This is a genomic window from Pseudomonas azotoformans, assembly GCF_900103345.1.
Classification (GTDB): domain Bacteria; phylum Pseudomonadota; class Gammaproteobacteria; order Pseudomonadales; family Pseudomonadaceae; genus Aquipseudomonas; species Aquipseudomonas azotoformans.
Genome location: NZ_LT629702.1, coordinates 1,663,509 through 1,688,315 on the forward strand (window position 1 = coordinate 1,663,509; position 24,807 = coordinate 1,688,315).

General features: G+C 58.2%; 21 protein-coding genes and 2 pseudogenes. 18 read left to right on the forward strand and 5 right to left on the reverse strand.

All coding sequences use genetic code 11. The annotated features are described in order from the left end of the window. Window positions 1-2: 2 nt before the first annotated feature. Entirely contained in the window at window positions 3-896 is an 894-nt protein-coding gene (locus BLR69_RS06995; protein WP_076955256.1) for a LysR family transcriptional regulator, read from the forward strand. On the opposite strand, the gene BLR69_RS07000 is transcribed toward BLR69_RS06995, so the two are convergent. Further along, window positions 891-1,664 carry an NAD(P)-binding domain-containing protein gene (locus BLR69_RS07000; protein ID WP_071495833.1) on the reverse strand — a complete coding sequence of 258 codons (774 nt, stop codon included), beginning with the start codon at window positions 1,662-1,664 and terminating at the stop codon, window positions 891-893. The two genes, BLR69_RS06995 and BLR69_RS07000, sit on opposite strands and share 6 nt — an antisense overlap. Before the next feature lie 117 nt (window positions 1,665-1,781). Between BLR69_RS07000 and BLR69_RS07005 the strand changes: the two genes are divergently transcribed. The 6 genes and pseudogenes from BLR69_RS07005 (at window position 1,782) to BLR69_RS07030 (ending at window position 9,347) form a co-directional block, all read left to right on the forward strand. Continuing rightward, window positions 1,782-2,138, forward strand: coding sequence for a VOC family protein (locus BLR69_RS07005; protein ID WP_071495457.1), 357 nt, complete (start codon window positions 1,782-1,784; stop codon window positions 2,136-2,138). 77 nt (window positions 2,139-2,215) lie between these two features. Continuing rightward, window positions 2,216-2,854, forward strand: coding sequence for a hypothetical protein (locus tag BLR69_RS07010; protein WP_071495456.1), 639 nt, complete (start codon window positions 2,216-2,218; stop codon window positions 2,852-2,854). 58 nt (window positions 2,855-2,912) lie between these two features. Then, entirely contained in the window at window positions 2,913-3,467 is a 555-nt protein-coding gene (locus tag BLR69_RS07015; protein ID WP_071495455.1) for an ATP-binding protein, read from the forward strand. A 74-nt stretch (window positions 3,468-3,541) separates the two neighbouring features. After that, a pseudogene (locus tag BLR69_RS07020) lies at window positions 3,542-3,961 on the forward strand (LysE family translocator); the annotation flags it as partial. A 96-nt stretch (window positions 3,962-4,057) separates the two neighbouring features. Beyond that, window positions 4,058-5,065: a S1 family peptidase gene (locus tag BLR69_RS07025; RefSeq protein WP_083365781.1), complete on the forward strand. Its 1,008-nt coding sequence runs from the start codon at window positions 4,058-4,060 to the stop codon at window positions 5,063-5,065. A 265-nt stretch (window positions 5,066-5,330) separates the two neighbouring features. After that, the gene (locus BLR69_RS07030) at window positions 5,331-9,347 is read left to right on the forward strand and encodes an NACHT domain-containing protein (RefSeq protein WP_071495832.1); all 4,017 of its coding nucleotides are present in this window, start codon (window positions 5,331-5,333) and stop codon (window positions 9,345-9,347) included. A 176-nt stretch (window positions 9,348-9,523) separates the two neighbouring features. Here BLR69_RS07030 and umuC read toward each other — a convergent pair whose 3' ends face one another. Together umuC and BLR69_RS07040 are read right to left on the reverse strand one after the other, a co-directional pair. Further along, window positions 9,524-10,801 (reverse strand): translesion error-prone DNA polymerase V subunit UmuC, encoded by a 1,278-nt coding sequence (umuC, locus tag BLR69_RS07035; protein ID WP_071495453.1) that lies wholly within the window; start codon window positions 10,799-10,801, stop codon window positions 9,524-9,526. Next, window positions 10,794-11,219, reverse strand: coding sequence for a LexA family protein (locus tag BLR69_RS07040; protein WP_044286813.1), 426 nt, complete (start codon window positions 11,217-11,219; stop codon window positions 10,794-10,796). The genes umuC and BLR69_RS07040 overlap by 8 nt, the downstream gene beginning before the upstream one ends. A 480-nt stretch (window positions 11,220-11,699) precedes the next feature. Here BLR69_RS07040 and BLR69_RS07045 point away from each other — a divergent pair, with 480 nt between their 5' ends. The 5 genes from BLR69_RS07045 to BLR69_RS07065 all read left to right on the forward strand — a co-directional run bounded on the left by BLR69_RS07045 (window position 11,700) and on the right by BLR69_RS07065 (window position 14,403). After that, window positions 11,700-11,999, forward strand: coding sequence for a hypothetical protein (locus BLR69_RS07045; protein WP_071495452.1), 300 nt, complete (start codon window positions 11,700-11,702; stop codon window positions 11,997-11,999). A 107-nt stretch (window positions 12,000-12,106) separates the two neighbouring features. Continuing rightward, window positions 12,107-12,727 carry a LysE family translocator gene (locus tag BLR69_RS07050; RefSeq protein ID WP_071495451.1) on the forward strand — a complete coding sequence of 207 codons (621 nt, stop codon included), beginning with the start codon at window positions 12,107-12,109 and terminating at the stop codon, window positions 12,725-12,727. 30 nt (window positions 12,728-12,757) lie between these two features. Then, entirely contained in the window at window positions 12,758-13,477 is a 720-nt protein-coding gene (locus BLR69_RS07055) for an SDR family NAD(P)-dependent oxidoreductase (RefSeq protein ID WP_071495450.1), read from the forward strand. Between the two features lie 16 nt (window positions 13,478-13,493). Further along, window positions 13,494-13,886, forward strand: coding sequence for an ester cyclase (locus BLR69_RS07060; RefSeq protein WP_071495449.1), 393 nt, complete (start codon window positions 13,494-13,496; stop codon window positions 13,884-13,886). 34 nt (window positions 13,887-13,920) lie between these two features. After that, a complete protein-coding gene (locus tag BLR69_RS07065) occupies window positions 13,921-14,403 on the forward strand; it encodes a VOC family protein (protein WP_071495448.1) in 483 nt (160 codons plus the stop codon). Here BLR69_RS07065 and BLR69_RS07070 read toward each other — a convergent pair. Next, window positions 14,400-15,296 carry an SGNH/GDSL hydrolase family protein gene (locus BLR69_RS07070; RefSeq protein ID WP_071495447.1) on the reverse strand — a complete coding sequence of 299 codons (897 nt, stop codon included), beginning with the start codon at window positions 15,294-15,296 and terminating at the stop codon, window positions 14,400-14,402. The genes BLR69_RS07065 and BLR69_RS07070 overlap by 4 nt on opposite strands. 197 nt (window positions 15,297-15,493) lie before the next feature. Here BLR69_RS07070 and BLR69_RS07075 point away from each other — a divergent pair, with 197 nt between their 5' ends. From BLR69_RS07075 to BLR69_RS07090, 4 genes are all read left to right on the forward strand, one after another. Beyond that, a complete protein-coding gene (locus tag BLR69_RS07075) occupies window positions 15,494-16,885 on the forward strand; it encodes a hypothetical protein (protein WP_071495446.1) in 1,392 nt (463 codons plus the stop codon). A 293-nt stretch (window positions 16,886-17,178) separates the two neighbouring features. Then, complete coding sequence (dapA, locus tag BLR69_RS07080) at window positions 17,179-18,042, forward strand: 4-hydroxy-tetrahydrodipicolinate synthase (RefSeq protein WP_071495445.1); 864 nt, start codon at window positions 17,179-17,181, stop codon at window positions 18,040-18,042. 116 nt (window positions 18,043-18,158) lie between these two features. Beyond that, entirely contained in the window at window positions 18,159-19,535 is a 1,377-nt protein-coding gene (locus tag BLR69_RS07085; protein ID WP_071495444.1) for a pyridoxal-phosphate dependent enzyme, read from the forward strand. Further along, window positions 19,532-20,698 carry a cystathionine gamma-synthase gene (locus tag BLR69_RS07090; protein WP_071495443.1) on the forward strand — a complete coding sequence of 389 codons (1,167 nt, stop codon included), beginning with the start codon at window positions 19,532-19,534 and terminating at the stop codon, window positions 20,696-20,698. Before BLR69_RS07085 ends, BLR69_RS07090 begins: the two co-directional genes overlap by 4 nt. Window positions 20,699-20,828: 130 nt before the next feature. On the opposite strand, the gene BLR69_RS07095 is transcribed toward BLR69_RS07090, so the two are convergent. Beyond that, on the reverse strand, window positions 20,829-23,027 hold the full coding sequence (locus BLR69_RS07095) for an OsmC domain/YcaO domain-containing protein (RefSeq protein ID WP_071495442.1): 2,199 nt from the start codon (window positions 23,025-23,027) through the stop codon (window positions 20,829-20,831). Window positions 23,028-23,189: 162 nt separating this feature from the next. On the opposite strand from BLR69_RS07095, the pseudogene BLR69_RS31630 reads away from it, so the two are divergent. Together BLR69_RS31630 and BLR69_RS07100 are read left to right on the forward strand one after the other, a co-directional pair. Further along, a pseudogene (locus BLR69_RS31630) lies at window positions 23,190-23,459 on the forward strand (PAS domain-containing protein); the annotation flags it as partial. Between the two features lie 261 nt (window positions 23,460-23,720). Next, a complete protein-coding gene (locus BLR69_RS07100) occupies window positions 23,721-24,755 on the forward strand; it encodes a methyl-accepting chemotaxis protein (protein ID WP_425048678.1) in 1,035 nt (344 codons plus the stop codon). Window positions 24,756-24,807 lie beyond the last annotated feature (52 nt).

The window sequence follows — 24,807 nt, forward strand, 5'->3', positions numbered from 1 at the left end:
AAATGGATTTCAACGGTAGGTCGGGTGAGATGGCGGTATTCGCGATGGTGGCGCAGGAAGGCAGCCTGTCGGCAGCAGCGCGGGCATTACGTTTGACGCCCTCGGCCGTCAGCCGCGTCATCGCACGCACCGAACAACGCCTGGGCACCCGTCTGTTGATTCGCACGACCCGCGCCCTCGCCTTCACCGCCGAAGGCGAGGCGTACCTGCGCGGCGCCCGGCGCATCCTGGCCGACATGGCGGAAGTCGAAGAGGCCATCGCCGACCAGGGCGCGCCCAAAGGCCGGCTGCGGGTCAGTGCGGCCCTGGGCCACGGCCGCATGGCCATCGTGCCGTTGGTGGCGGCGTTCAGCGCCCGCTACCCAAACATTGTGGTGGACCTGACCTTGGGCGACGAAGTGGTCGACATCCTCGGCGGCCAGGCTGACATCGCGATCCGCTTTGGCGACCTGCCAGACAGCCCGCTGACCGCGCGGCGCATCGGCGACACTGGCCAGGTCCTGGTGGCGTCGCCGGAGTACCTTGCGCAACACGGCACGCCTCTGGAACCCAACGACTTGCTGCGCCACAACTGTCTGCGCTTCAACTTCCGCCGCGCCCAATCCGACTGGCCCTTCGCCCGTGACGGTAGGGAGTTCTCCCTGAAGATAAACGGCAATATCGAATGCAGCAGTGGCGAAGCCCTCGCTCAACTGGCGCGATTAGGCGCCGGTATTGCACGTATCGGCGAGTTCACGGTTGCACAAGACCTGCAACGCGGTGACCTGGTGCGCCTGCTGGAATCCTGGAACCCCGGCGACCGGGAGCCGATCCATGTGGTGTTTGTCGGTGGCGCGAGCATGCCGGCGCGGATCCGCGTGTTTGTGGACTTTTTGCTGGAGCATCACCGGCTATAAACGCGCGGGCTTGTGCAGCCGCTCAAGTACCTCGTCAGCTGCCTCGCGCCATGCCTGCGTTGCGCCTTTGTTTCTCAACACCGCCAACCCAGCCGCCGTAAAGGTGCCCGGTGTCGCAATCGCGCTACCCAACGCTTCCAGACTCGCGGAGGGCTGGTGGCGGGCGCTGGCCAGACAGTCTTGCAGGTTGCCCATCACCAGTTGGGCGGCCTGGTCATTGGACAGGCCTTTGTCGGTAAACCACTGCTGAAGATCACTCAGGAAGAAATAGAACCAGCCATTCATGCAGGCCGCGACAGTGGCCAGTTCGAACGCCTCTTCCTCGTCCAGTACAACCAATGAACCGAGCGCGCCCAGCAGCGTTGCATGGGGTTCGCCACCGGGCGTGACCACCACGGTCGTCTGGTTGATCTGCGCGGCGTAGGACAGCATGGCGCGCACCACACGCGCCTGCGGGAAGCGGCGTTGAAGCTCGGCCAGCTTCAATCCCGCCACCAACGACACCAGCGTTTGCTCAGGTCTGAGCTGCACTTCATTCGAAAGCTGATCGACCACCTCCGGGCGCACGCCCAGGACCAACAAGTCCGCCCCATCGACCACCTGCTGATTGTCAGCCATCACCTCACAGTCCCACTGTTCAGCGAGTTGCTGCGCACGTTGGTGGTTTCGCGGGGACAGCAGCACCCGCCCGCCAAACCCGCTGCGCCGCAGGCCGATCACCACCTTTTCCGTCAGCTCACCGACGCCCAGGATTCCAATCTTCAGCACGCTGTCCACTCCGGTCAGTTCTGTAGTCGGGTGCATCATAGGCATGATTCCCGTCTTCATGCAGGCAGGCGTTCACGCTACACTCGCCGCTCGAAAAGATCAGCCAGGAAGGCAAGCATGAGCACTCAAGGTAAAGACCGGCAAATCGACAACATCGAATTCAACGTCAGCGATATTGCCCGCAGCAAAGCCTTCTACGGCGGCGCGTTCGGCTGGACATTCGTTGACTACGGCCCCACCTACACGGAGTTCAGCGACGGGCGCCTGACAGGCGGGTTCACCACGGGGGAGCCGGTTCGGCCGGGTGGGCCTCTGGTCATTTTGTACGCCGATGACCTCAATGCCACGCAGCAGCGGCTTAAAGCCCTGGGTGCAGTCATCACCCGCGAGACATTTTCGTTCCCCGGTGGACGCAGATTCCACTTCACAGACCCGGATGGCTATGAACTGGCAGTTTGGAACGCCGGTCAATAGGCCTCGACCCGACGCTCAGGCGAAGGCATCAATCGCTCTCCCTCAAGCCCTACCCTCACAGGATATGAAGGTTACCCATGCGCTCTCTGTTTCCCCTGGCCCTCAGCTTGACGCTTATCGGCTGCGCCACCACTAAAACCGACGTTCGCAACGAAGCACAAATCAGCCAATACGACCCGGCCAACTCAGCCCGAATCCGGTTTATTACGGGTGACACCACCAACGCGGGTTTCCTCAGCGGCCAGACGTGCGAGATGTTTTACAACAAGTCCCTGCTGACCCAAACACCCGAAGAAGCCGGGTGGCAAAAAGCCCATGTCGACTCGGCGGGGCTCTACCCGTTCAGGGCCACTGACAGCCAGAACAGCGTGATTGGTATGCCTGCCAGCAAGGCGAGCAAAGCCATCAACCAATCGCCCAAAGTGTTTGACGAGCATGTCATTCCAGCGGGTAAACCCTTTATTGCAGGGTTCGCCATGGGCGGTTCGCAAATGTCCTGCTTTCCCGCGCCTGTCACACTCATTCCCGAACCCGGTAAAGACTATGAAATGGAATTTCAGCTGGTCAAAATCAGCACGTTCAAGGCCGGTTGCGTGATTGCCGTTCGCCAACTCTCTGTTCAGGACAACAACACGGTTGAAACACCGCTCAGGCCGCAAGTGTGTGCCAAAACCCCGTCGGGTTGGTACACCGTCACCCCGAAACCTTTGCCCTGAAATGCCAGGGCAGGACATCTCCCTGACCTGGCACCCGGCTTGTATTCATGGAGGAAAAATGCGGCTCTACATCACAGGTGCATCGTGCGCGGGCGTCACCACGCTGGGTCACAACCTCGCCACGCGGCTCGGTATACGACACGTCGACGTCGATGATTTTTACTGGATGCCCACAAACCCTCCATTCACAACCAAGCGATCTCCCAGCGACCGCGTTTGCCTGATGCAACAAGCACTCGGTGACGACGGCTGGGTGCTGAGTGGCTCCTGCATGGTCTGGGGCGATGCGCTGATTGCCGATGCCGACCTGATTGTCTTTGTGGTCACACCTACGCCCGTTCGCCTCGAACGGTTGACGGCCCGCGAAAAGGCACGCTTTGGCGATCGGATCGCACCCGATGGTGACATGCATGCGATACACGTGGCCTTTCGGGAATGGGCTTCGCACTACGACGACCCGAATTTCTCAGGGCGCAACCGGGCGTGGCACGAATCATGGCTGTCACAGCAGACAGTACCGGTCTTACGGATTGACGGGATGCGGGGTGCTGAACAAATGGCCGCCGAAGTCGCTCAGGCGGTGTCGCAAATGCCGAAACAGCTCAAAACATGAACGGCTGAGGCTGTCCAACGACTTCCACTCCCCTTATCCTCACACTTCCCCGCCCCCGCGAACCCGGAGCCGCCATGGACCTCGCCACCCTCGCCCTTTTCCTCCCCGCCTGCTTCGCCCTGAACATGGCGCCGGGCCCGAACAATTTGCTCTCCGTGAGCAACTCCACCCGCTACGGCTACCGCACGTCATGCCTAGCGGGCATTGGCCGCTTGCTGGCCTTCGCCGGCATGATCGCCCTCGCCTCCGCAGGGTTGGCAGTGGTGCTGCAAACGTCGGAGTTGTTGTTCTACGGGATCAAGATTCTGGGGGCGGCGTATCTGTTTTATCTGGCGTTTCAGTTGTGGCGGGCTAATCCGGAGGCAGAGGCACAGTCCGCGACGGCCAAGGTGGGATTGTGGGCGTTGGCACGGCAGGAGTTTTTGGTGGCAGCGGGTAATCCTGACGATTGCCTATATAACTTTGCGCAGCGGCGTACTTTCAACCAGCCAACATCCTGATACCCTTTCCTCTTCACGGAGGAAATACCATGCCAAACTCAGATCTGCCCCCTTCCTGCTGTTCAAACTTCAAATTAGACAGGTAGTCCAATGAAGCCTGAAATCCGCCAACGCTATTCGCGACTTCAACCGCTTTCCGTACAGGAGCGAACAGAATTGGCTATCCAAGCATTCGGCTTTTTCTCACCTGTATCGTACTCAACAAATTTGCAGGTCCTTGGTCTACCGAACAACACACCTGGTTCCTCGCGCCCCTTCTCAGTTCATGAGTTCCTGACATTCCTTGAAAAAACCGAATTTCTAACCGAACCACTGCGGTATGTGCTGCCAGTCAGAACGCTGCTAGATGCCATGGAGCGAGAGGGACTGCTTGTAGCGATGGGCCTAAGCAGCTTTGTCATGGCACCCAAGACGTATTACGCCTTCAAAGAACTGACGAATAGAGAACGTTTGGGAATCGCTTGGCTTGCCCCCGTGCTGGGCCCAGAATTTTTACACTCATACCACGGAGAATTCACAGTCCACATCATTGGTGATTCGAAAGGAGACGAACGAGGCGGAACTGGGTTCATTATCTCAGATCGGCATGTACTCACCTGCGCGCATGTTCTCAAGGAAATGACCGTCCGCCCCCAACAAACCTTTCAAGGAATCGACTGTGAAATTAGAGCTTGCTACCCACACGAGTCAGTTGATGTAGGGATCATTGAGCTGTCAAAACCAGTGCTAAGAAGTAGCTCGTCGATTGGCTTTCGAGACCCTGTGATCGGGGAGCGCCTATGTCTATTGGGTTACCCTCCGGTACCGATGTCTTGCGAAGCTCCACTCATCTTGCAAGGTGGTGAAATAGTCAATGATGGTGTGGCAGACATAAGGCATCAGAAGTCATTCCTGTATTCGGCAATTGCGCGCCCTGGCAACAGCGGCGGACCGGTGATTTCCCACTCTGGGCACATTCTTGGAATTGTCACGGAGGACCGAGTCGATCCAGATAAACCCCACGCTTTGTTCTATGCAGGAATTTCGACCTCGACAATCGCTAGCGCGTTAGCCGAGCTTCCAATCAGTGTGTATCTTCCCATTGAAACCTATGAATAATGGTGTGAAGGACGGCGAAGGAATACGGGGCGGCTATCGAATAGCGTCAGATTCAAGCTGGGCGCCTGCAAGCCAAGCGATGGTCAATGTTAGCTTGTATGACGGACTGCTTTCGGTCAGGAGCGGTCGCTCACAGACCGAAGGGCTTATCCCTATAAAATGACGTAATATCCAGAGCAGGATGTGTCATTTGAAAGGACTCGCCCTCAAATAAATGGCGCCGGTTTTTTGGTGCTTTCAGCACGCCATCTTCAGACTTCTGCCCATGAGCTCTATTCTTTATTTACCGCGCAAAATATCCAGCAGTGACGTTGCTTACACTGAAGATGAGCTTCTAGTTACGTCAAGTTACGTCGTTGTTCTGGCCGAACCAGGTGGTGGAAAAACTGAGTTAATGCGTAGTTTGGCCCGGAAGCTGGGCACTTCTAGCGTGACAGCGAACAAATTCAAACGTATAGGCCCAGGCGCTAATAACTCTCCGCTCGTGATCGACGCGTTTGACGAGTTAGCTAAAATCGATCAAACCGGTATTCACGACCTCCTGGCGAATGCGAGTAAAGCAAAGCCAACGCACGTGATCATCTCTAGCCGATCCAGCGAATGGGGGACCGCAGCCACAAGCGCATTCGAAGAGTACTTCGGATTCTCACCGCTCCTAGTGAGGCTGGTCGAGTTTGAGGAAGAAGAACAGCGGGAAATTTTTCATCACCATGTGCCGGGTGAGGATTTCGCAACATTCCAAGCGGAAGTCACTCGATTTGATTTAGAAGCACTACTACCCAATCCCCAGTTCTTAAAGATGTTCGCAGACGCTTACATCGAAAGTGGCAGACATTTCACAGACAAGCGAAGCATTTTTTCCCAAGCGGTCGAGCGCCTAGCAAAGGAGGCGAATGCCACCGTGGCGAAGACCGGCCATACCCTTTCGATCGCACAAAAGGTTGACCTGTCGTCTGAGGTATTCGCCAAGCTTTTGCTTTCAGGTGCAGATGGCATAGGAACGAGCGAAGCGACAGCAGACCGAATTTATCCACTACTAGCGTCAATGTTCGAAAACACCACCGTAGCTGAAGGCATCCTCGCGACTAGACTTTTCAAGCCCGGAGACAGCGCAGATCAGCATCGACCGGTTCACAAGATCGTCGTCGAATACTGTGCTGCGGATTACCTAGCCAAGCGAATAGCTGATCCGACGGACCATCTTACGATCCATAAATGCCTACCCATAATCGCTCCAAACACCATTGTACGGGACGAATTACGAGGGCTGCTGGGTTGGTTGGCCGCGTTAGGCAACAAGTATATTCAGGAATCAGCAATCGAACTTGACCCCTATGCAGTACTAGCGAACGGCGATCCTTCTCAACTTGAACAGTCCTCAAAGCGCCTGCTCATAAGGCGCTTAAAAGATGTGGAAAAGAGAGATCCGTATTTCCGAAGGGGAGATTCTTGGCGTCGGTTCAGTGCTGCAGGTTTCTTCACCCAAGACGTCATGAAGGAAATCAAGCCTCTCCTTGCATCTGGAAACGATGGGCACTTACGTGATCTGATCCTCGAACTTTTGGTGGGATCACCAGCGATTACGCATTTAACAAATGAATTACGTCAGCTCGTATTGGACCCAAGCCAGAGCGAACGCACTCGATTTTTGGCCAACAGATGTCTACTCGATTTGATCGGACATGATCATCACGCCGATGTATCGATTCTGGTTGCTGAGGCAAGCGAAACTTCGCTTAAGATTGTAGCGGACATAATAACAACCGTAGGTCCTGAAAGATTCGATATTTCTCACTTGTCGGATTTTTTTCGCACCTGTACGGAACTATATCCTGCCTCTGAAGAACGTTTAGAACGGACAGTTGGCACTCGCTACTTTATCAAAAAACTTGTAGACAGCTTAGATTTAAATTTGATCAACCCTCTATTGGATGAATTATCTAAAGGAGTGACCTGCGTTTGCGGTAAAAAGCGTTATGCTTGCTACTGCCGAGATGGTATATGCAAGATTATTGGATTAATGCTAGATAGGTATTTTGAATTAGAGTCTGCGCCATTTGATCCTGAGAAAGTATGGGGCTGGCTCGAAAATTTAAATTACCATCATCAACAAGCAGCGAGCGGTAGTACTTCTGTAAAAATACTTCAAAGCGACCATAACTTGCGCCAAGGGATTATGGCTCACGTTTTCAAAACGATTACTGACAGAGAGAGAATTTTTAAGACCAGAATAGAAAAGTTTGAGTTCTATGCTCACTCAGGCCTTCAATTCCAATCTAAAGATTACGAGTTTATAGTAAACCTCGCATTTGAACTCGAAAACCCCAAGCTTTGGGCTAGTTTTATCGCCACACATCAACGCTATCGCTACAAAACAGAAGTAGGATCAAACTACTTAAGAAGACGCATGCGCGAACAGTCTTTAGAAAAGCCTGAATTCATGGTTGAATGGGTGCGATCTAACAGAGCTTATTCGCAAATGGCAAAGAACACTCGACTGCCGCGCCTGAATCGCAAGGCGAAACGCCGTCAGCGGCAACGAAACGAGAGGAGTGCAGCGAATATTCAGTATTACCAGGCCAATCGAGTGCTAATAGAAAGCGGTGCCGATTGGCAATGCCTTGTCTACTTTGCAGAATTAGTTCTTATGAATCCCGATCGGATTGAGGAGCAAGTTGGAGACGCGGCATTAGTTTGTACTGCCCTCAGAAACTGTATAAATTTTATCGCGCTGAAAATTCCCGATCTATTAGAATTTGCACAGTTACAGTGTTCAGGGGAAATATTGCATGCAGAAATGGTCCTTCTAGCAGCTTGCCTAGAGATCATGCGTGTGGATGGTAATTTGGATAGTGTTGATTTGCGGTTATTGACCGCGCTACGGACCAGTATTGATCGATCCTACAGCTCAGTGATCGAAGAAGAACGCAACGCTCTAAAGTCTGAAATTGATCGTCTCATTTTTGCAGACTCATCGAGTGCAGAGCACTATCTCCGTCAGTACCTAGAGCCTCAGTTGGCACAGAAAGGCTGCTGCAACCCGGATATTTGGCTTTTGAGCGATGACGAGATTTTCAGCCATCTACGGGCGGAGCTTTCAATAGAGTGGCTTGCGCGCTTCTCTGAGTTAGACATTGGCACTTTAGAAAAGCTTTTTGAGATTGCGGCTCAGTTTGGTGATCGTAGTGATCTTCAAAAAATAATCGCAGAGCGTTGCGAAAATATAATGTCCGACAGGCCGGAGCCCACAGATGATGAGTACGTAGAGAGAAAGCGCATCTTCTGGCTCGTTCGAGCATTTTATTTTATAAAAGATACCTGTGGCACATATTGGAATTGGCTCAAATCTGATAGGGATACAGTATTTTCACTTAATGTTCGTTCCGGACGCTTCAATCGCGGCGAAAATTCTTATTGGCCAGTACTTACGGCAAATAAAGTGGAGGCCATTCTCGACGCTTTTATCGATAAATGGCCTAAAGTTCATCTGCCGAGCCACTGGGGAACGGGGAGTCCTAGCGAGGAGGTCGCATATCGTTTTTTGACTGATATAGTCTGGTTGATACACTCAGATGATGCTAGCGAGGCCATCCTTGTCTTAAATCGTCTTTTGGGCGATGCGCGTTTTATAAATATGCACAACGACCTTAAGAGCTTATTAGCCAGTAAAGTCAGACAACAAGCGCTGAGAGATTTTGAACCGCCTTCTCCTCAAGAAATCATCGAACTGCTGGATCGCGACACTGTTGTGAACGTCGAGGGCTTACGCAAACTAGTCCTCCAAGAACTTCAAGATTTTCAGAAAGCTATAGACGGTGGAGAGTTCAATCCAGCTGACCGCTTTTACGATGGTGGTAAGCGTTTGGGCGAAGTCAAGGCCACCGAGGTCATTGCTGAGCGTCTAAGTCTCAGACTCGGACCATTAGGCATCGTAATAACTTCTGAGCATCAGATGAAAAGTGAAAATCGCACCGACTTCACTGCGACCAAGATCATTGGTGGGAAAAGAAGGTTGCTTGTGGTTGAGGTAAAAGGTCAGTGGCATAAAGAACTATACACAGCCGCATCTGCGCAATTGTATGACCGATATTCCATCCACCCCGACGCAGAGCAACAGGGAATTTATCTTGTGATCTGGTTTGGCGGCGATGAACTGGTCGCAAACAAAAAAAATACAACCATAAACTCCGCTCCGGAACTGAAGACCAGCATCGAACAGACGCTCCCGCCAGAGCTAGTTGGGCTAATTGATGTGTTCGTCTTGGACGTTTCCGGGTCCTAAAATTATGCTTGGAACGCGGAGCCGAAGACTATATGCAGCAGGCCTAGGAGACACGAAGAACACCACTCCGCATGACGGAGGTTGTCAATTACATCCGACAACCTCGGCCATTTTCTTTCCGAAAAGGGGACAGATTTGTTTTTATATCACTGTCCGCTTTTGGCCGAAAGCTGCCGCTACCTACAGACTACAGACCAGAGCTGATCAAGCTTCGTCGTATAACTTTGGCTCATCATATCGCGGCGCATGCCCCAATCAGGATCTGCCGGCACACAAGCCGAGCGCAGCGTTCCCCTACCCCATCGCTCATTGATCAGGTCCATGACTGTCATCACCCGAGTCGCCTCCGCCGGCTGTGATAGAGCAAACAAATCATCGGTGTACTCACCGAGCTGGCAGAGATTCAGTAACATCACCTCAGCCTTGCTGTACTTAAAACCTGGTCGAAATATCCGTTCAAGCGCACCTACCGCCGCTTGAGTCAGCAGCCGCACGTCTTCAGTGGGGTACGGCATATCCACCACCACCCCATTGGCATACTTCGCCTCCTCTGGGTTGAACATGCCAGTGCGGATGCACACGCGTACCTTCTTGCACAGCGAGCCCTGGGAGCGGAGCTTCTCAGAGGCACGCATCATGTAGGTGGCCACCGCCTCCTTGATGGGCGGCAGCTCTGTCAGCCTCATGCCGAACATGCGGCTGCAGCAGATCTCCTGCTTCGGCGGATCCGGCTCATCCAGCTCCAGGCAAGGCGTGCCGCTCAACTCCCTGGCCGTCTTCTCGATCACAATGCTGAACTTCTTACGGAGCGTCCACGGATCGGCCTTTGCCAGGTCCATAGCCGACTTGATACCCATGGCATCAAGATGGAGTTTCATCTTGCGGCCAACGCCCCACACTTCCGCCACGTCCGTATTGCGTAGTACCCAGTCACGTTTAACCGGATCGGTGATGTTGACCACCCCACCGGTTTGGGACTGCAGGCGCTTCGCGGTGTGGTTTGCAAGCTTCGCCAGGGTCTTTGTGTGAGCGATACCAACACCGACAGGGATACCAGTGCAGCGAAGCACCTGCGCGCGAATCTGCCGGCCTAAAGCATCCAGCTCACCGATACCAGTCAGATCGGCGAACGCCTCGTCGATGCTGTACACCTCGACTGCCGGCACCATCGCCTCGATCAGGCTCATCACGCGCTCGCTCATGTCGCCGTACAGTGCATAGTTGGAGGAGAACGGGACGATGCCGTGCTGCTTGAGCTTGTGCTTGATCTGGAAATACGGCTCGCCCATTTTGATGAAGGGTTTGGCGTCGTAGCTCCGTGCGATGACACAGCCGTCGTTATTGCTCAGCACCACGATGGGCACCTTCGCCAGGTCGGGCCGGAATACCCGCTCGCAACTGGCATAGAAGCTGTTGCAGTCGATCAGTGCGAAGGTTGGCTGCTGCTTAGACATGACTGCGCACGGTGCTGGTAATCACGCCCCAGATCGATAGCTCGTCGCCTTCGAGAACGTAGCGTGCCGGGAACTTGGGGTTTTCGGAAAGCAGGACCACTTCCCGGCCGCGCTTGCATAGGCGCTTACACACAGGCTCGTTGTTCAGCAGCGCCACGACCACATGCCCATGGATCGGCTCAATGGCACGGTCTACCACGGCCAGGTCACCATCGAAGATCCCAACGCCCTGCATGCTCTCACCGGTGATTGCCACCAGGTACACGTGGGGCGCTCGGATATTCAGGACCTCATCCAATGAGATGTGCTGCTCAATGTGGTCCGCTGCCGGCGAAGGAAAACCGGCCGGGACCTGGAACGAGCACAACGGCAACTTCGCGCCGACCTCAGCGATGGGACCTAGAATGGTGAAGCTCATGATGCGGCCTTTTACATTTACTGTATGAATGTACAGTTAACTTTGTAGGACGCTTGCGGTCAATTTTTCTGTAGGGGATTTCGACAGATGGCGACGCGTGTAGTGTTTTCTGATGCTGGCGTACTCCGTGAAGCTCCTCAAATCAGTTCCTCAACATTCGCGTTTGCCCAAGGCGTAAGCATTCCCGTCCTTCTCTTACCACCTTCCGGTTGCCCCCCAAACCCAATGCCGCTTATAGTCCGCCCCGTCGCCCACATGGCGAACAGGTTTGGCGACCTGACTATCGGATGCAAAAGCACTGCGCTTTTTGTAGAGGCTGTTGCACGCCTGCAAAGCTGTCTTAATGGCGGCTGTGCGCGGGAGACCTTCGGGTCTGCCGGGTTTTCCGATACCGGTTCGCCAACCTGCGTACAGCTGTCACCCTTTCGTTTGGCGACGACTGAGTGGCGGTCAACTACTGCACTTATCGGAGTTTTCAAGATGGAACGATATATCCCTCTGACTGGAATCGATCTGGTTCCCGCCTCTTTGCTCATTGATTCAGAAGCGCCGCTCGATGTGCTGCAAGCGATGGCGGATTACCGCATCCGCACCGTGACTCAAGTACTGGAAAACATTGCCTTTCGCAGCGAGTTGGAAACAGATTCCGTAGTGCTTTCTGACTTTGCACAATTGCTGGCAATCCCTTTGCGTGACGGCTGCGACCTGATGGACATCATCGGTCAACGGCTGCGCGCCGAGGTTTCAACCCCCAAAGAAGCACCTGCAAGCCAGAGCTAAGCTGAGCCGCGCGCGTTGGTGTCGTCTTAGACCCAACGCGCGCATTGTCCAACCGCCCCGCTCCCCTTATCCTCACCCCTACCCGCCCCCGCGAACCCGGAGCCGCCATGGACCTCGCCACCCTCGCCCTTTTCCTCCCCGCCTGCTTCGCCCTGAACATGGCGCCGGGCCCGAACAACCTGCTGTCCGTCAGCAACTCCACCCGCTACGGCTACCGCACGTCATGCCTTGCGGGCATTGGCCGCCTGCTGGCCTTCGCCGGCATGATCGCCCTCGCATCCGCCGGGTTGGCGGTGGTGCTGCAAACGTCGGAGTTGTTGTTCTATGGGATCAAGATTCTGGGCGCGGCGTATCTGTTTTATCTGGCGTTTCAGTTGTGGCGGGCTAATCCGGAAGCGGGGGCTGAGTCTGCAACGGCCAAGGTGGGATTGTGGGCGTTGGCGCGGCAGGAGTTTTTGGTGGCAGCGGGTAATCCGAAGGCAATCTTGATCTTCACCGCCTTCCTTCCGCAGTTCGTAGTGCCCGGTGAACCGATCACCCCACAGTTTGCCCTGCTCGGCGCGATGTTTCTGGTGTTGGAGTGGATTGCCATCAGCGCCTACGCCTATATGGGCCTGCATATGCGCCGCTGGTTTGCCGAACCACGAGGCAAGCGGATCTTCAACCGCTGCTGCGCCGGGTTGTTGTCGGCGGCGGCGACGGTGTTGTTGATGGCGCGCAGGGCTTGAATAACGGTTTGACTGTCAAGGAGACACACAATGAAAACCCTGGTGGTAGGTGCAAGCAAAGGATTGGGCAAAGCCCTGATCGAAGGGCTCGGTGAGCCTGGGGATACGCTGATCGGCGTGTCCCGCAGTCGCCCAGAACAGCTGGATCACAAGGACGGCGTGGAAGTGCAATGGATTGAGGCCAATCTCGCCAAACCTGCCCAGGCCGCGCACGTCATCGCCGAGGCGATTGCCGATAACGGCCTGGACACGTTGATCTACAACCTGGGCATCTGGGAAGAATTCGCCTTCGACCCGGCCTACAACTTCCTCGCCGACGACGATGACCAGATCGAAGCCATCGTCACCTGCAACATCACCTCCACCCTGCTGCTGATCAAGCGCCTGTTGCCGGTGCTGCTCAAGAGCCCCCACCCCAGGATCATTCTTACCGGCTCCACCTCCGGCCTGCCGCAAAGTGGTCGGCCGGAAGTCGCCTTCGGCGCCTCCAAGTTCGCCTTGCGCGGGATCGCCGATGCCCTGCGTGAAGGTTATCGCCGGCAGCGCCTGGCGGTAACCTGCCTGAACCTGGGTTATCTCAACACCGAAGATCCCTTGAGCACCCCACGTGCACAGGCCGAGCAAAGGGATGAAGGCCATTCGATTCCTGTGCACGATGTGGTGCAGGTGGTACGCATGACGTTAAGCCTGTCCTCGGCCAGTTTCGTCAAGGACATCACCTTGCCGGCGATACTGGACGAGCGTTTTTAACCCAGGAGAACCTGACATGAGCAGAGACGAGCTCGCCACCTTCTACCAACGCTATATCGACTGCCTCAACCGCCAGGACTGGGACCACCTGGGTCATTTCGTGCACCCGAACGTGACCTACAACGGCGAAGTCGTCGGCCTCACCGGCTACCGAGCCATGCTGGAGCGGGATTTTCGTGAGATACCGGACCTGGTGTTCCGCATCCAGCTGCTGGTGGCCGATCCGCCCACCGTGGCCAGTCGCCTGAACTTCAAGGTCACGCCCAGGGGCGAGTTCTTTGGGTTGCCGATCAATGGGCGCCAGGTGAGGTTCGACGAAAATGTCTTCTATGAGCTGGTCGACGGCACATTCGCCCACGTCTGGTCGGTAATCGACAAAGCGGCTATCGCGCAACAATTGGGCGGCTAAACTCCACAGGGCCATTCTCACGTGGAGACCGATCATGACCCACAAAAACACGCTCTGCCTCTGGTACAACGGCACCGCCCTTGAGGCTGCGACCTTCTATGCCCTGACCTTTCCGGACAGCCGGGTGAATGCCGTGCACCTGGCGCCCGGCGATTACCCGTCCGGCAAACAGGGCGATGTATTGACCGTGGACTTCACCGTCTTGGGCATCCCCTGCATTGGCCTCAACGGCGGGCCGATATTCCCGCATACCGAGGCGTTTTCGTTCCAGGTGGCCACCGATGACCAGGCCGAAACCGACCGTTACTGGAACGCCATCGTCGGCAACGGCGGCCAGGAAAGCGCCTGCGGCTGGTGCAAGGACAAGTGGGGGGTGTCGTGGCAGATCAGCCCGCGCGTGCTGACCGACGCGGTGACTCACCCCGACCCGGCGACGGCCAAGCGCGCCTTTGACGCGATGATGACCATGAGAAAGATCGACATCGCGACGATTGAGGCGGCGATAGCGGCGGGTTAAGGCAGAGCATCCAGCATGGCGTTGGCCGCCAGGGCATGGACCTTGCGGGTGGGGTGCCATTCGTCCCAGTAATAATGCGCGTCGGGGTTGGCACACACCGGTTTAGCCTCCGGGTAAGTAACCTGGCAAGGCGTGTCGAGGTCGCTGAAACCATGGGCCGCCGGATTGGCGCGCAGTGCATCGCTAAAAGCCAGGTGGTCGAAGTAGCTGACCTTCGCCGTGCCAATCTGCGCCAGCAAGGCCGGGAGTTTCTGCGCGAGCAACTGCTGGTATTTTTTCGCGTTGGCGACTTGGTTACCCTGCACCACCGCAGGCACATGGCTGAGGTCTGTGGTGCCCACCACCATCACATGCCGGGCACCTGCGGCCACCAGTTGCTCAGTGGCTTTGCGAATATTCGCCAGGCTCGATTCGCTCAGTGCCTCAAGGGTTTCCGTGTGGGAGAAGTCGGCCCACTCGAAAAAGTCATTGGCCGAGATGAAGATGAAGTACAGCGCCTTGGGGTCGGCGTTGTGGGACTTGGCAGCGTGCAAGTGCTCGGCGACTTGCCCCAGGACACCCGTGTCCTCGGAGGGCATCATCCAGGTGTAGTAATTGCCGTGGCCACTTTTCGCGCCGCCCACCGCGTAGTCGGTCAGCGGTGTGTGCAGGGCCTGGGCCAGGCCTTCGACGGCGGTCGGGCCGTTGCTCCAGCGCCCCTGCCAGTACAGCGGCCCAGGCAACACCTGGGCCTCCTTGATCTTCTGTGCGGCGAGCCGTGTGGTGAGCGCTTCGCCCGCGCCATTGTCGGAGTAGCTGTCACCAAAGGCATACACGTGATCATAGGTTGAGGCGCCGAAGGCGGTTGAGGCGGACAGGGTCAGCAGAGCAGCCAAACACGCACGTCGGATCATCGCGTTTCTCCCGGAATGTCTGCACAGACTACCGGTTGGCGGCAGCCATGCTGGAACCATTGCGACCCGTACATATCCAGCTGCGGCTGTACAGCGGCCGTCCTGCTGGTTAGGCTTGGCACCTGCAACATCCAGTTAAAGTTCCAGCGTCACCCGCCGTCACCCTGACATCCCCGAATGGACTCAACGAGGCTCTCGTGCGTTTTATCACTCCCTTTTTGCTGATCGGTGGCATTGCCACCCTGGCCGGTTGCGCCACCCAGAAAACCCAAGTCGAAAACATGCTGGCCGGCGCCCTCGCCCAGCCCCTGGTTGAAAACAGTATCGTGCGCGAAGGCGACGTGCTCAGCTTCGAACTGTTGATGCCTGGCGATCCGGGCGCTCTGCGCCGCACGTTGCAAGTCGAGGCCGCCTGTTCTTCGCCACAACTGCACTTGCTGTACCTGGACGGTTCGCAACGGGTCTACCCCGCCAGTGCCGGTCGCTACAGTTCGCCCCGCAGCTTGTCGCCGCAGTTGCGTGCCACCCTGGCCGCCAACCAGACCTTCGTCCGCGCCTGTGCCGAAACACCCAAGCCAGACTGGCGCCTGGTGCAGACCAACGAGCGCGACAACCAGGTGCTGATCGACGCCAACAGTATCAAGACCGTCAACGGCGAAACGCGCTTCTGGGCCGCCTTCGACAACCCGACGGTGCTCAACGACCTGCCCTACAACGCCCCGTATGCACAAAAACGGGAACATTTGGCGGTGTCGTGCAAAGGCGGTACGTACAGGAACCTGGCCGGCTACGACATGGACGCCAACAACCGCGTCAGCGATGGCCGGGTCGACAGCTTCCCCACGCCGCAGAACATCGCCGGCAGCAATGCCGACTACGAATTGCTGTTCAACAAAGTTTGCGTCAGCCCGGAAAAAATCGCCGCACTGCCCGCGTTCAAACCGCGCATGAAAGCGCCGGCCACCATTGCCTTGACCTCGGTGCAGCCGGCGGTGCTGGCAGCCATCGCCCAGTTGAACCTGGACAAGCCCACCCGCTCGTTCAAGTACGTACAGTTCGTCGGCACCAGCAACTACCGTGGCAAGACCAGCGATAACCAAAGCACGCAGTTCATCAGCCAGGACGCACCAAGCGGCCAGTTGGCCCTGGCCACCCGTGGCGACGGTTATGAGAGCCAGGCCGTGAGCTGGCGCAACCTGTTCCACCTGGTGTCGAAAGCCACCTACGGCGGTTCGGGCATGGCGGAAAGCTCGACCCTGACCCAACTGAGCTTCACCGGTAATTGGAAGACCCTGCCCGTGGGCGAGACCGTCACCTATACCACCGCACGCTCCAGCCTCAACAGCCTGATCGGCAGCAGCACCAACGCGCAGACCAACCGTTGCCAGGTCGAGCGTGAACTGCCGGCCAGCGAACTCAACGCGAAACTGACGGGCAGCGCCAAGGCGTTGTCCTGCCGCACTGACGACGACAAGTACAAGCGCGTCAACCATCTGTACTTCCTGACCGACTACGCCTATTTCTTTGAATCGAGCACCGACAAGAACGAGTTTTTCTACTCCGACTCGCGTATCGATAAATTCGAATAAGCCCCGTTGACACACTCTGCAATATTCCATGAAGATGGAAGCCTTGTTCAGGGTGTGTCAGCTTATGTCCGCAATGCCTTCCGTTAACCCTTCCGTCATTGGCTTGATTGCCAAGGCGCAAGGTTGCGTTGCGCACGCCCTCAAATCGAAGAAACAGTCGCTCATGTGACCGGGGCGCGCTGTCCCGTCACATGAGCTGACAGGACATTGAGCGCGACGGTCTACTCTCCCTTGCACAATTGCCCCTGCCCTTCTGACGGTGACTCAAGCGGTCAATCATCAGGAGAAAGTGCATGTCATCGTTTCAAGGTATCTGGGTTCCCGTGGTCACGCCGTTCCATGACGGCGCCATCGACTTTATCGGCCTGCGCCGGCTGGTCAACCACCTGCTGGAAAAGCATGTGGCCGGGATCATGGTGTGCACCACCACCGGCGAAGCCGCGTCGCTGAGCCGCGCCGAACAACTAGCGGTGCTGGATGCAGTGTTGCAGCTGGTGCCGGCGCACCGCGTGGTGATGGGCCTGGCAGGCAACAACCAGGTCGAACTGCTGAGTTTCCAGCGTGACATCCTGCAACGCCCGGTGGCCGGACTGCTGGTGCCGGCGCCGAGTTACATCCGCCCGTCCCAGGCCGGCCTGGAAGCGTTCTTCCGCACCGTGGCGGATGCCTCCAGCGTGCCGATCATTCTGTACGACATTCCCTACCGCACCGGCGCCACGTTCGAGCAGGCCACCTTGCTCAACATCGTTGCCCACGAACGCATCGTGGCGATCAAGGACTGTGGCGGCAACCTGGGCAATACCCTCGCGCTGCTGGCCAGCGGTGAAGTGGATGTGCTGTGTGGCGAAGACCTGCAGATCTTCAACGCGCTGTGCCTGGGCGCGACCGGCGCGATTGCGGCCTCGGCGCATGTCCACACGGAGCAGTTCGTGGCGCTGTGCCAGCAGGTACGCGACAACCAATTGGCTGAAGCGCGAGCGACGTTCATGCAGTTGGTGCCGCTGATCAACACGCTGTTCATGGAGCCCAACCCGGCACCGGTAAAAGCCGCCCTGGCCCTGCAAGGCTTGATCGGCAGCGAATTGCGCGCGCCGATGCAGGCGGCCAGCGCGGCCGTTGTCGCCCGCTTGCAGCAGGTGCAGCACCTGCCCGGCTAATGCGCCAAAAACAGACAGGCAGCGGACCGTCCGGTTGCGACCGGACCGATCCCGGCCTATCGTCGAACCCACGCTTTGCCTTTTGCTGTCCAACCCATCCGTATTCAGGTGACGACATGCCCACGCTGCCCCGCCCCGCCGTGCTCGAACTGATCGGCAACACGCCGCTGGTTCGGGTCAGCCGGTTCGATACCGGCCCTTGCACGCTGTTTCTCAAACTCGAATCCCAGAACCCCGGCGGCTCCATCAAGGACCGCATCGGCCTGGCCATGATCGACGCCGCCGAACGTGACGGGCGCCTGCGCCCCGGTGGCACCATCATCGAAGCCACCGCCGGCAACACCGGCCTGGGCCTGGCGCTGGTCGGCCGCGCCAAAGGTTACCGAGTGGTGTTGGTGGTGCCCGACAAGATGTCCACGGAAAAAGTACTGCACCTAAAGGCCATGGGCGCCGAGGTGCATATCACCCGTTCCGATGTGGGCAAGGGCCACCCCGAGTATTACCAGGACGTGGCCGCACGCCTGGCCAAGGACATTCCAGATGCGTTTTTCGCCGACCAGTTCAACAACCCGGCCAACCCCCTGGCCCACGAAACCAGCACCGCGCCGGAGATCTGGGCGCAAACCCAGCATGATGTGGATGCGATCGTGGTGGGTGTCGGCTCAGCCGGCACCCTCACCGGCCTGACGCGCTTCTTCAAGCGCGTGCAACCGGAGCTGCAAATGGTGCTCGCCGACCCCGTGGGTTCGGTGATGGCCGAGTACAGCCGCAGTGGCAAGCTGGAAACGCCAGGCTCATGGGCCGTAGAAGGCATCGGCGAAGACTTCATCCCGTCGATTGCCGACCTGTCCAGCGTGCGCCATGCCTATTCCATCAGCGATGAAGAAAGCTTCGACCACGCCCGCCAACTGCTCAAGGCCGAGGGCATTCTCGGCGGCTCGTCCACCGGCACCCTGCTCGCCGCTGCCCTGCGTTACTGCCGCGAACAGACCACGCCCAAGCGTGTGGTCACCTTTGTCTGCGACACCGGCACGCGCTACCTGTCGAAGGTCTACAACGACCAATGGATGAACGACGCCGGCCTGTTGCACTACAAACACTACGGCGACCTGCGCGACTTGATTGCGCGGCGCTTCGAAGACGGCCGCGTGATCAGCGTGAGCCCCGATGACACCCTGCTCACCGCGTTCCAGCGCATGCGCCTGGCGGATGTATCGCAACTACCGGTACTGGTGGACGGCCAGCAACTGGTCGGTGTGATCGATGAATCCGACATCCTGCTCGGCCTGCACCAGGACGCCAGCCACTTCACGATGAACGTCGCCAGCGCCATGACCACGTCCCTGCAAACCCTGGCCCCCAGCGCCAGCCTCGCGCAATTGCAAGCGGAGCTGGATCGCGGCCTGGTCGCCATCATTGCCGACGCGTCGGGCTTCCATGGCCTGATCACCCGCGTCGACCTGCTCAACCACCTACGGAGATCCCTTGCATGAGTCAGTCCGATAAAAGTGCGTTTGCCACCCGCGTGATCCATGCCGGGCAATCTCCCGACCCGACCACTGGCGCGCTGATGCCGCCGATCTACGCCAACTCCACCTACCTGCAAGACAGCCCCGGCGTGCACAAAGGCTTCGACTACGGCCGCTCCCACAACCCCACGCGGTTTGCCCTGGAGCGTTGCGTGGCCGACCTCGAAGGCGGCAGCCAGGCGTTTGCCTTTGCCTCCGGGCTGGCGGCGATTTCGACGGTGTTGGAGCTGTTGGACGCCGGCGCCCATATCGTCTCCGGCAATGACCTGTACGGCGGCACCTTCCGCCTGTTCGACAAGGTGCGCCAACGCAGCGCCGGGCACCGCTTCAGCTTTGTCGACCTGAGTGACCTGTCGGCGTTTGAAGCAAGTTTGCAGGACGACACGCGCATGGTCTGGGTCGAAACCCCAAGCAACCCGCTGCTGAGCCTCACCGACCTCAGCGCCATTGCGCGCCTCTGCCGCGCTCGCGGGATCATCTGTGTGGCCGACAACACCTTCGCCAGCCCGTGGATCCAGCGCCCGCTGGAGCTGGGCTTTGATGTGGTGGTGCACTCCACCACCAAATACCTCAACGGCCACTCCGACGTAATAGGCGGCATTGCCATCGTCGGCGACAACCCCGAACTGGCTGAACGCCTGGGCTTTTTGCAGAACTCGGTCGGCGCCATCGCCGGGCCCTTCGACGCCTTCCTCACCCTGCGCGGTGTGAAAACCCTGGCCCTGCGCATGGAGCGCCATTGCAGCAACGCCCTCGACCTGGCCACCTGGCTGGAACAACAGCCGCAAGTGGCGCGGGTTTACTACCCGGGCCTCACGTCCCACCCGCAGCATGAACTGGCGCGCAAACAGATGCGTGGGTTTGGCGGGATGATTTCAATCGACCTGAACAGCGACCTGGCCGGCGCCAGGCGCTTCCTGGAAAACGTCAGGATCTTCGCCCTGGCCGAAAGCCTCGGCGGCGTGGAAAGCCTGATCGAACACCCGGCGATCATGACCCACGCCAGCATCCCGGCGGCGACGCGGGCGCAGTTGGGGATTGGTGATGGGTTGGTGCGGTTGTCGGTGGGGGTTGAGGATGTGGAGGATCTGCGTGCGGACCTGGCCCAGGCCCTGAAAAAAATCTAAATAGCGCTGATCCCCCTGTAGGAGCGAGCTTGCTCGCGAAGATCGACAACGATGACGCGGGGCATCTGGAGCCCCGCGCTGTTCTTGGGTTTTTCGCGAGCAAGCTCGCTCCTACAGGGGGTGGCGAATGTCAGGCCGAGGTGACCTTGGCCCGCGCCGCATGCAGCTTCTTGTAGCTGTCGATCAAACGCAGATGCCGGTCCAGCCCTTCCAGCTTCATGCTGGTCGGCGTTAGGCCATAGAAGCGCACATCACCCTTCACCGAGCCAATCACCGCGTCCATCCGCTCATCACCGAACATGCGGCGGAAGTTGGCTTCGTAGTCGGCCAGTTCCAGGTCGTCGTCCAGTTCCATCTCCAGCACTGCATTCATCGCCTGGTAGAACAGGCCACGCTCGACGGTGTTGTCGTTGTATTGCAGGAACATCTCCACGCACTCCTTGGCCTCTTCATATTGCTGCAAGGCCAGGAAGATCAGCAGTTTCAGTTCCAGGATGGTCAGCTGGCCCCAGGCGGTGTTGTCGTCGAACTCGATGCCGATCAGGGTGGTGATATCGGTGTAGTCGTCCAGTTCGCTTTCGATCAGGCGCTCGACCAACGCTTGCAATTCTTCCTCGTTGAGGCGATGCAGGTTGAGGATGTCCTCGCGGAAAAACAGGGCCTTGTTGGTGTTGTCCCAGATCAGGTCATCCACCGGGTAGATTTCCGAGTAGTCCGGCACGAGGATGCGGCAGGCGGTGGCGCCGAGGTGTTCGTACACGGCCATGTACGACTCTTTGCCCATGCCTTCGAGAATGCCGAACAGGGTCGCGGCTTCCTGGGCATTCGAGTCTGCGCCTTCGCCGGTGAAGTCCCACTCAACGAACTCGTAATCCGACTGGGCACTGAAGAAGCGCCATGACACCACGCCACTGGAGTCGATGAAGTGCTCGACGAAGTTGTTCGGCTCGGTCACCGCCTGGCCTTCGAAGGTTGGCTGCGGCAGATCGTTCAGCCCTTCAAAGCTGCGGCCTTGCAGCAGTTCGGTAAGGCTGCGCTCCAGTGCCACTTCCAGGCTTGGGTGCGCGCCGAAGGAGGCAAACACGCCGCCGGTGCGCGGGTTCATCAGGGTCACGCACATCACCGGGAATTCACCGCCCAGGGAGGCGTCTTTGACCAACACCGGGAAGCCCTGGGCTTCGAGGCCCTGGATGCCGGCGAGAATGCCGGGGTACTTGGCCAGCACCTCAGCCGGTACGTCCGGCAAGGCGAATTCGCCTTCAATGATTTCACGCTTCACGGCGCGCTCGAAGATCTCCGACAGGCACTGCACCTGCGCTTCGGCCAGGGTGTTGCCGGCGCTCATGCCGTTGCTGAGGTAGAGGTTTTCGATCAGGTTGGACGGGAAGTACACCACTTCGCCGTCCGACTGGCGCACGAACGGCAGCGAAACAATGCCGCGCTGTTCATTGCCGGAGTTGGTGTCGAACAGGTGCGAACCACGCAGCTCGCCGTCGCGGTTGTAGACCTTGAGGCAGTAGGCATCGAGGATTTCGCTCGGCAGTTCGTCATCAGGTCCTGGTTGGAACCAGCGCTCATCCGGGTAATGCACGAACGGCGCGTTGGCCAGTTCCTCGCCCCAGAACTGATCGTTGTAGAAGAAGTTGCAATTGAGGCGCTCGATGAACTCGCCGAGTGCCGACGCCAGGGCGCCCTCTTTGGTCGCGCCCTTGCCGTTGGTAAAGCACATCGGCGAATGCGCATCGCGGATATGCAACGACCAGACGTTGGGCACGATATTGCGCCACGACGCGATCTCGATCTTCATGCCCAGGCCGGCGAGGATGCCGGACATGTTGGCGATGGTCTGTTCCAGCGGCAGGTCCTTGCCGGCGATGTAGGTGCCGCCCTCGGACGTCGAGTTCGGCATGAGCAAGGCCTGGGCATCGGCGTCGAGGTTCTCGACTTCTTCGATGACGAATTCAGGCCCGGCCTGCACCACTTTTTTTACGGTGCAACGGTCGATGGAACGCAAAATGCCCTGGCGATCCTTCTCGGAAATATCCGCGGGTAACTCGACCTGGATCTTGAAGATCTGGTTATAGCGATTTTCCGGGTCGACGATGTTGTTCTGCGACAGGCGAATATTGTCGGTGGGGATATTGCGTGTCTGGCAATACAGCTTCACGAAGTACGCCGCGCACAGCGCCGACGACGCCAGGAAGTAATCGAATGGCCCAGGTGCCGAGCCATCGCCTTTGTAGCGGATGGGCTGGTCGGCAATCACCGTGAAGTCATCGAACTTGGCTTCAAGCCGGAGGTTGTCGAGAAAGTTGACCTTGATTTCCATGGGGGCACACCAGAATAACGGCTAAACAAAAATGGCCGCCATTATGAGGGGTTTCACTGGCAAGTTTCAGGCTTTTGACCAGCGGCTGGCGAATTGACCCATATGGATTAACCTTTTCGCAGTTGGCGCCGATGGACTGAGGGCAACCAGGGAGTAGTCGGAATGCGCAATAACCAGCCCGTAACACAGCGTGAGATTTCCCTCGCGCCTTCGCAAAAACTCATCTCCGCCACGGATGTAAGAGGTGTCATCACTTACTGCAACGACGCCTTTGTCGAGATCAGCGGCTTTGAACGCACCGACCTGATCGGCGCGCCGCAGAACATCGTGCGCCATCCGGATGTACCGCCCGCCGTGTTTGCGCACATGTGGAGTGCGCTCAAGCAAGGCCTGCCGTGGATGGGCATCGTCAAGAACCGCTCGAAAAACGGCGATCACTATTGGGTCAACGCCTACGTCACCCCGATCTTCGATGGCAGCCAGCTCGTCGGTTTCGAGTCGGTGCGGGTCAAGCCCACGGCTGATGAAATCCGCCGGGCCCAGGCCCTCTATCAACGTATCAGCCAAGGTAAGCCGGGCGTGCCGCGCCAGGACGCCTGGCTGCCGGCCGCGATCAGTTGCGTGCCCTACGTGGCCACCGCAGTGGCCGGCAGCCTCGCCGGTCTGTCCCTCGACGCGCCGCTGGCAATTGCCGTGGCCGTCGCCGTCGCGGTGCCAGTGGGCGTGCTCTGCTCACGCTGGCGCCAAGGCAGCACCTTGCGCCTGTTGCAGGGCGTTGAGCCCTCGACGTCGGACGCCTTGATCGCGCAGATGTACAGCGATGCCAGCGGCCCGCAGGCACGTTTGGAGACCGCGTTCCAAAGCCAGGCAGCGCGCCTGAAAACCTGCCTCACCCGTCTGCAGGACAGCGCCGAACAATTGAGCGCCCTGGCCGGGCAATCCGATCAGTTGGCCACCGCCAGCTCCAAGGGCCTGGACCGCCAGCGCGTCGAAACCGAACAGGTCTCGGCCGCCGTCAACCAGATGGCCGCCACTACCCAGGAAGTCGCCAGCCACGTCCAGCGCACGGCGGATGCCACCCAGCAAGCCAATGTGCTGACCGGGCGCGGCCGGGAAGTCGCGCGGGACACCCGTGAGGCCATCGAGCGCTTGTCCAGCGTGGTCAGCGAAACCGGCGCGACCGTAGCGCAACTGGCGCGGGACAGCGACGAAATCGGCAGCGTGGTAGACGTAATCAAGGCGATTGCCGACCAGACCAACCTGCTGGCCCTCAACGCCGCCATTGAAGCCGCGCGTGCCGGTGAGCAAGGCCGCGGCTTTGCCGTGGTCGCCGATGAAGTGCGCCAACTGGCACAGCGCACGTCGCAGTCCACCACCCAGATCCACGGGCTGATTACCCAGTTGCAGGCGTCGTCCAACAACGCCGTGCAAAGCATGGAACACGGCCAGCGCCAGGCCCAGGAAGGCGTGGCCTGGGTGCTGGAGGCGGATCAGGCCCTGGTGGGCATCAGCGAGGCGGTGTCGCATATCACCGACATGACCACCCAGATCGCCGCCGCCACCGAGGAACAGAGCGCGGTGGCGGAAGAGATCAGCCGCAACATCACCACCATCGCCGAACTGGCCGACCAGACGTCGATCCAGGCCCATCAATCCACCGACCTGAGCAAGGAACTGACGAACACGGCGTCCACCCAATATGCGTTGGTTGAGCGGTTCAATCGCTGAGCCGCTGCTGAATGCCTGGCTAGCAGGTGTCCTCGGCTAGCCGGTGCCCTGT

Coding starts and splice junctions, on each gene's coding strand:
- BLR69_RS06995 (WP_076955256.1), top strand. CDS start 3: ATGGATTTCAACGGTAGGTCGGGTGAGATGGCGGTATTCGCGATGGTG.
- BLR69_RS07005 (WP_071495457.1), top strand. CDS start 1,782: ATGAGCACTCAAGGTAAAGACCGGCAAATCGACAACATCGAATTCAAC.
- BLR69_RS07010 (WP_071495456.1), top strand. CDS start 2,216: ATGCGCTCTCTGTTTCCCCTGGCCCTCAGCTTGACGCTTATCGGCTGC.
- BLR69_RS07015 (WP_071495455.1), top strand. CDS start 2,913: ATGCGGCTCTACATCACAGGTGCATCGTGCGCGGGCGTCACCACGCTG.
- BLR69_RS07025 (WP_083365781.1), top strand. CDS start 4,058: ATGAAGCCTGAAATCCGCCAACGCTATTCGCGACTTCAACCGCTTTCC.
- BLR69_RS07030 (WP_071495832.1), top strand. CDS start 5,331: ATGAGCTCTATTCTTTATTTACCGCGCAAAATATCCAGCAGTGACGTT.
- umuC (WP_071495453.1), bottom strand. CDS start 10,801: ATGTCTAAGCAGCAGCCAACCTTCGCACTGATCGACTGCAACAGCTTC.
- BLR69_RS07040 (WP_044286813.1), bottom strand. CDS start 11,219: ATGAGCTTCACCATTCTAGGTCCCATCGCTGAGGTCGGCGCGAAGTTG.
- BLR69_RS07045 (WP_071495452.1), top strand. CDS start 11,700: ATGGAACGATATATCCCTCTGACTGGAATCGATCTGGTTCCCGCCTCT.
- BLR69_RS07050 (WP_071495451.1), top strand. CDS start 12,107: ATGGACCTCGCCACCCTCGCCCTTTTCCTCCCCGCCTGCTTCGCCCTG.
- BLR69_RS07055 (WP_071495450.1), top strand. CDS start 12,758: ATGAAAACCCTGGTGGTAGGTGCAAGCAAAGGATTGGGCAAAGCCCTG.
- BLR69_RS07060 (WP_071495449.1), top strand. CDS start 13,494: ATGAGCAGAGACGAGCTCGCCACCTTCTACCAACGCTATATCGACTGC.
- BLR69_RS07065 (WP_071495448.1), top strand. CDS start 13,921: ATGACCCACAAAAACACGCTCTGCCTCTGGTACAACGGCACCGCCCTT.
- BLR69_RS07070 (WP_071495447.1), bottom strand. CDS start 15,296: ATGATCCGACGTGCGTGTTTGGCTGCTCTGCTGACCCTGTCCGCCTCA.
- dapA (WP_071495445.1), top strand. CDS start 17,179: ATGTCATCGTTTCAAGGTATCTGGGTTCCCGTGGTCACGCCGTTCCAT.
- BLR69_RS07085 (WP_071495444.1), top strand. CDS start 18,159: ATGCCCACGCTGCCCCGCCCCGCCGTGCTCGAACTGATCGGCAACACG.
- BLR69_RS07090 (WP_071495443.1), top strand. CDS start 19,532: ATGAGTCAGTCCGATAAAAGTGCGTTTGCCACCCGCGTGATCCATGCC.
- BLR69_RS07095 (WP_071495442.1), bottom strand. CDS start 23,027: ATGGAAATCAAGGTCAACTTTCTCGACAACCTCCGGCTTGAAGCCAAG.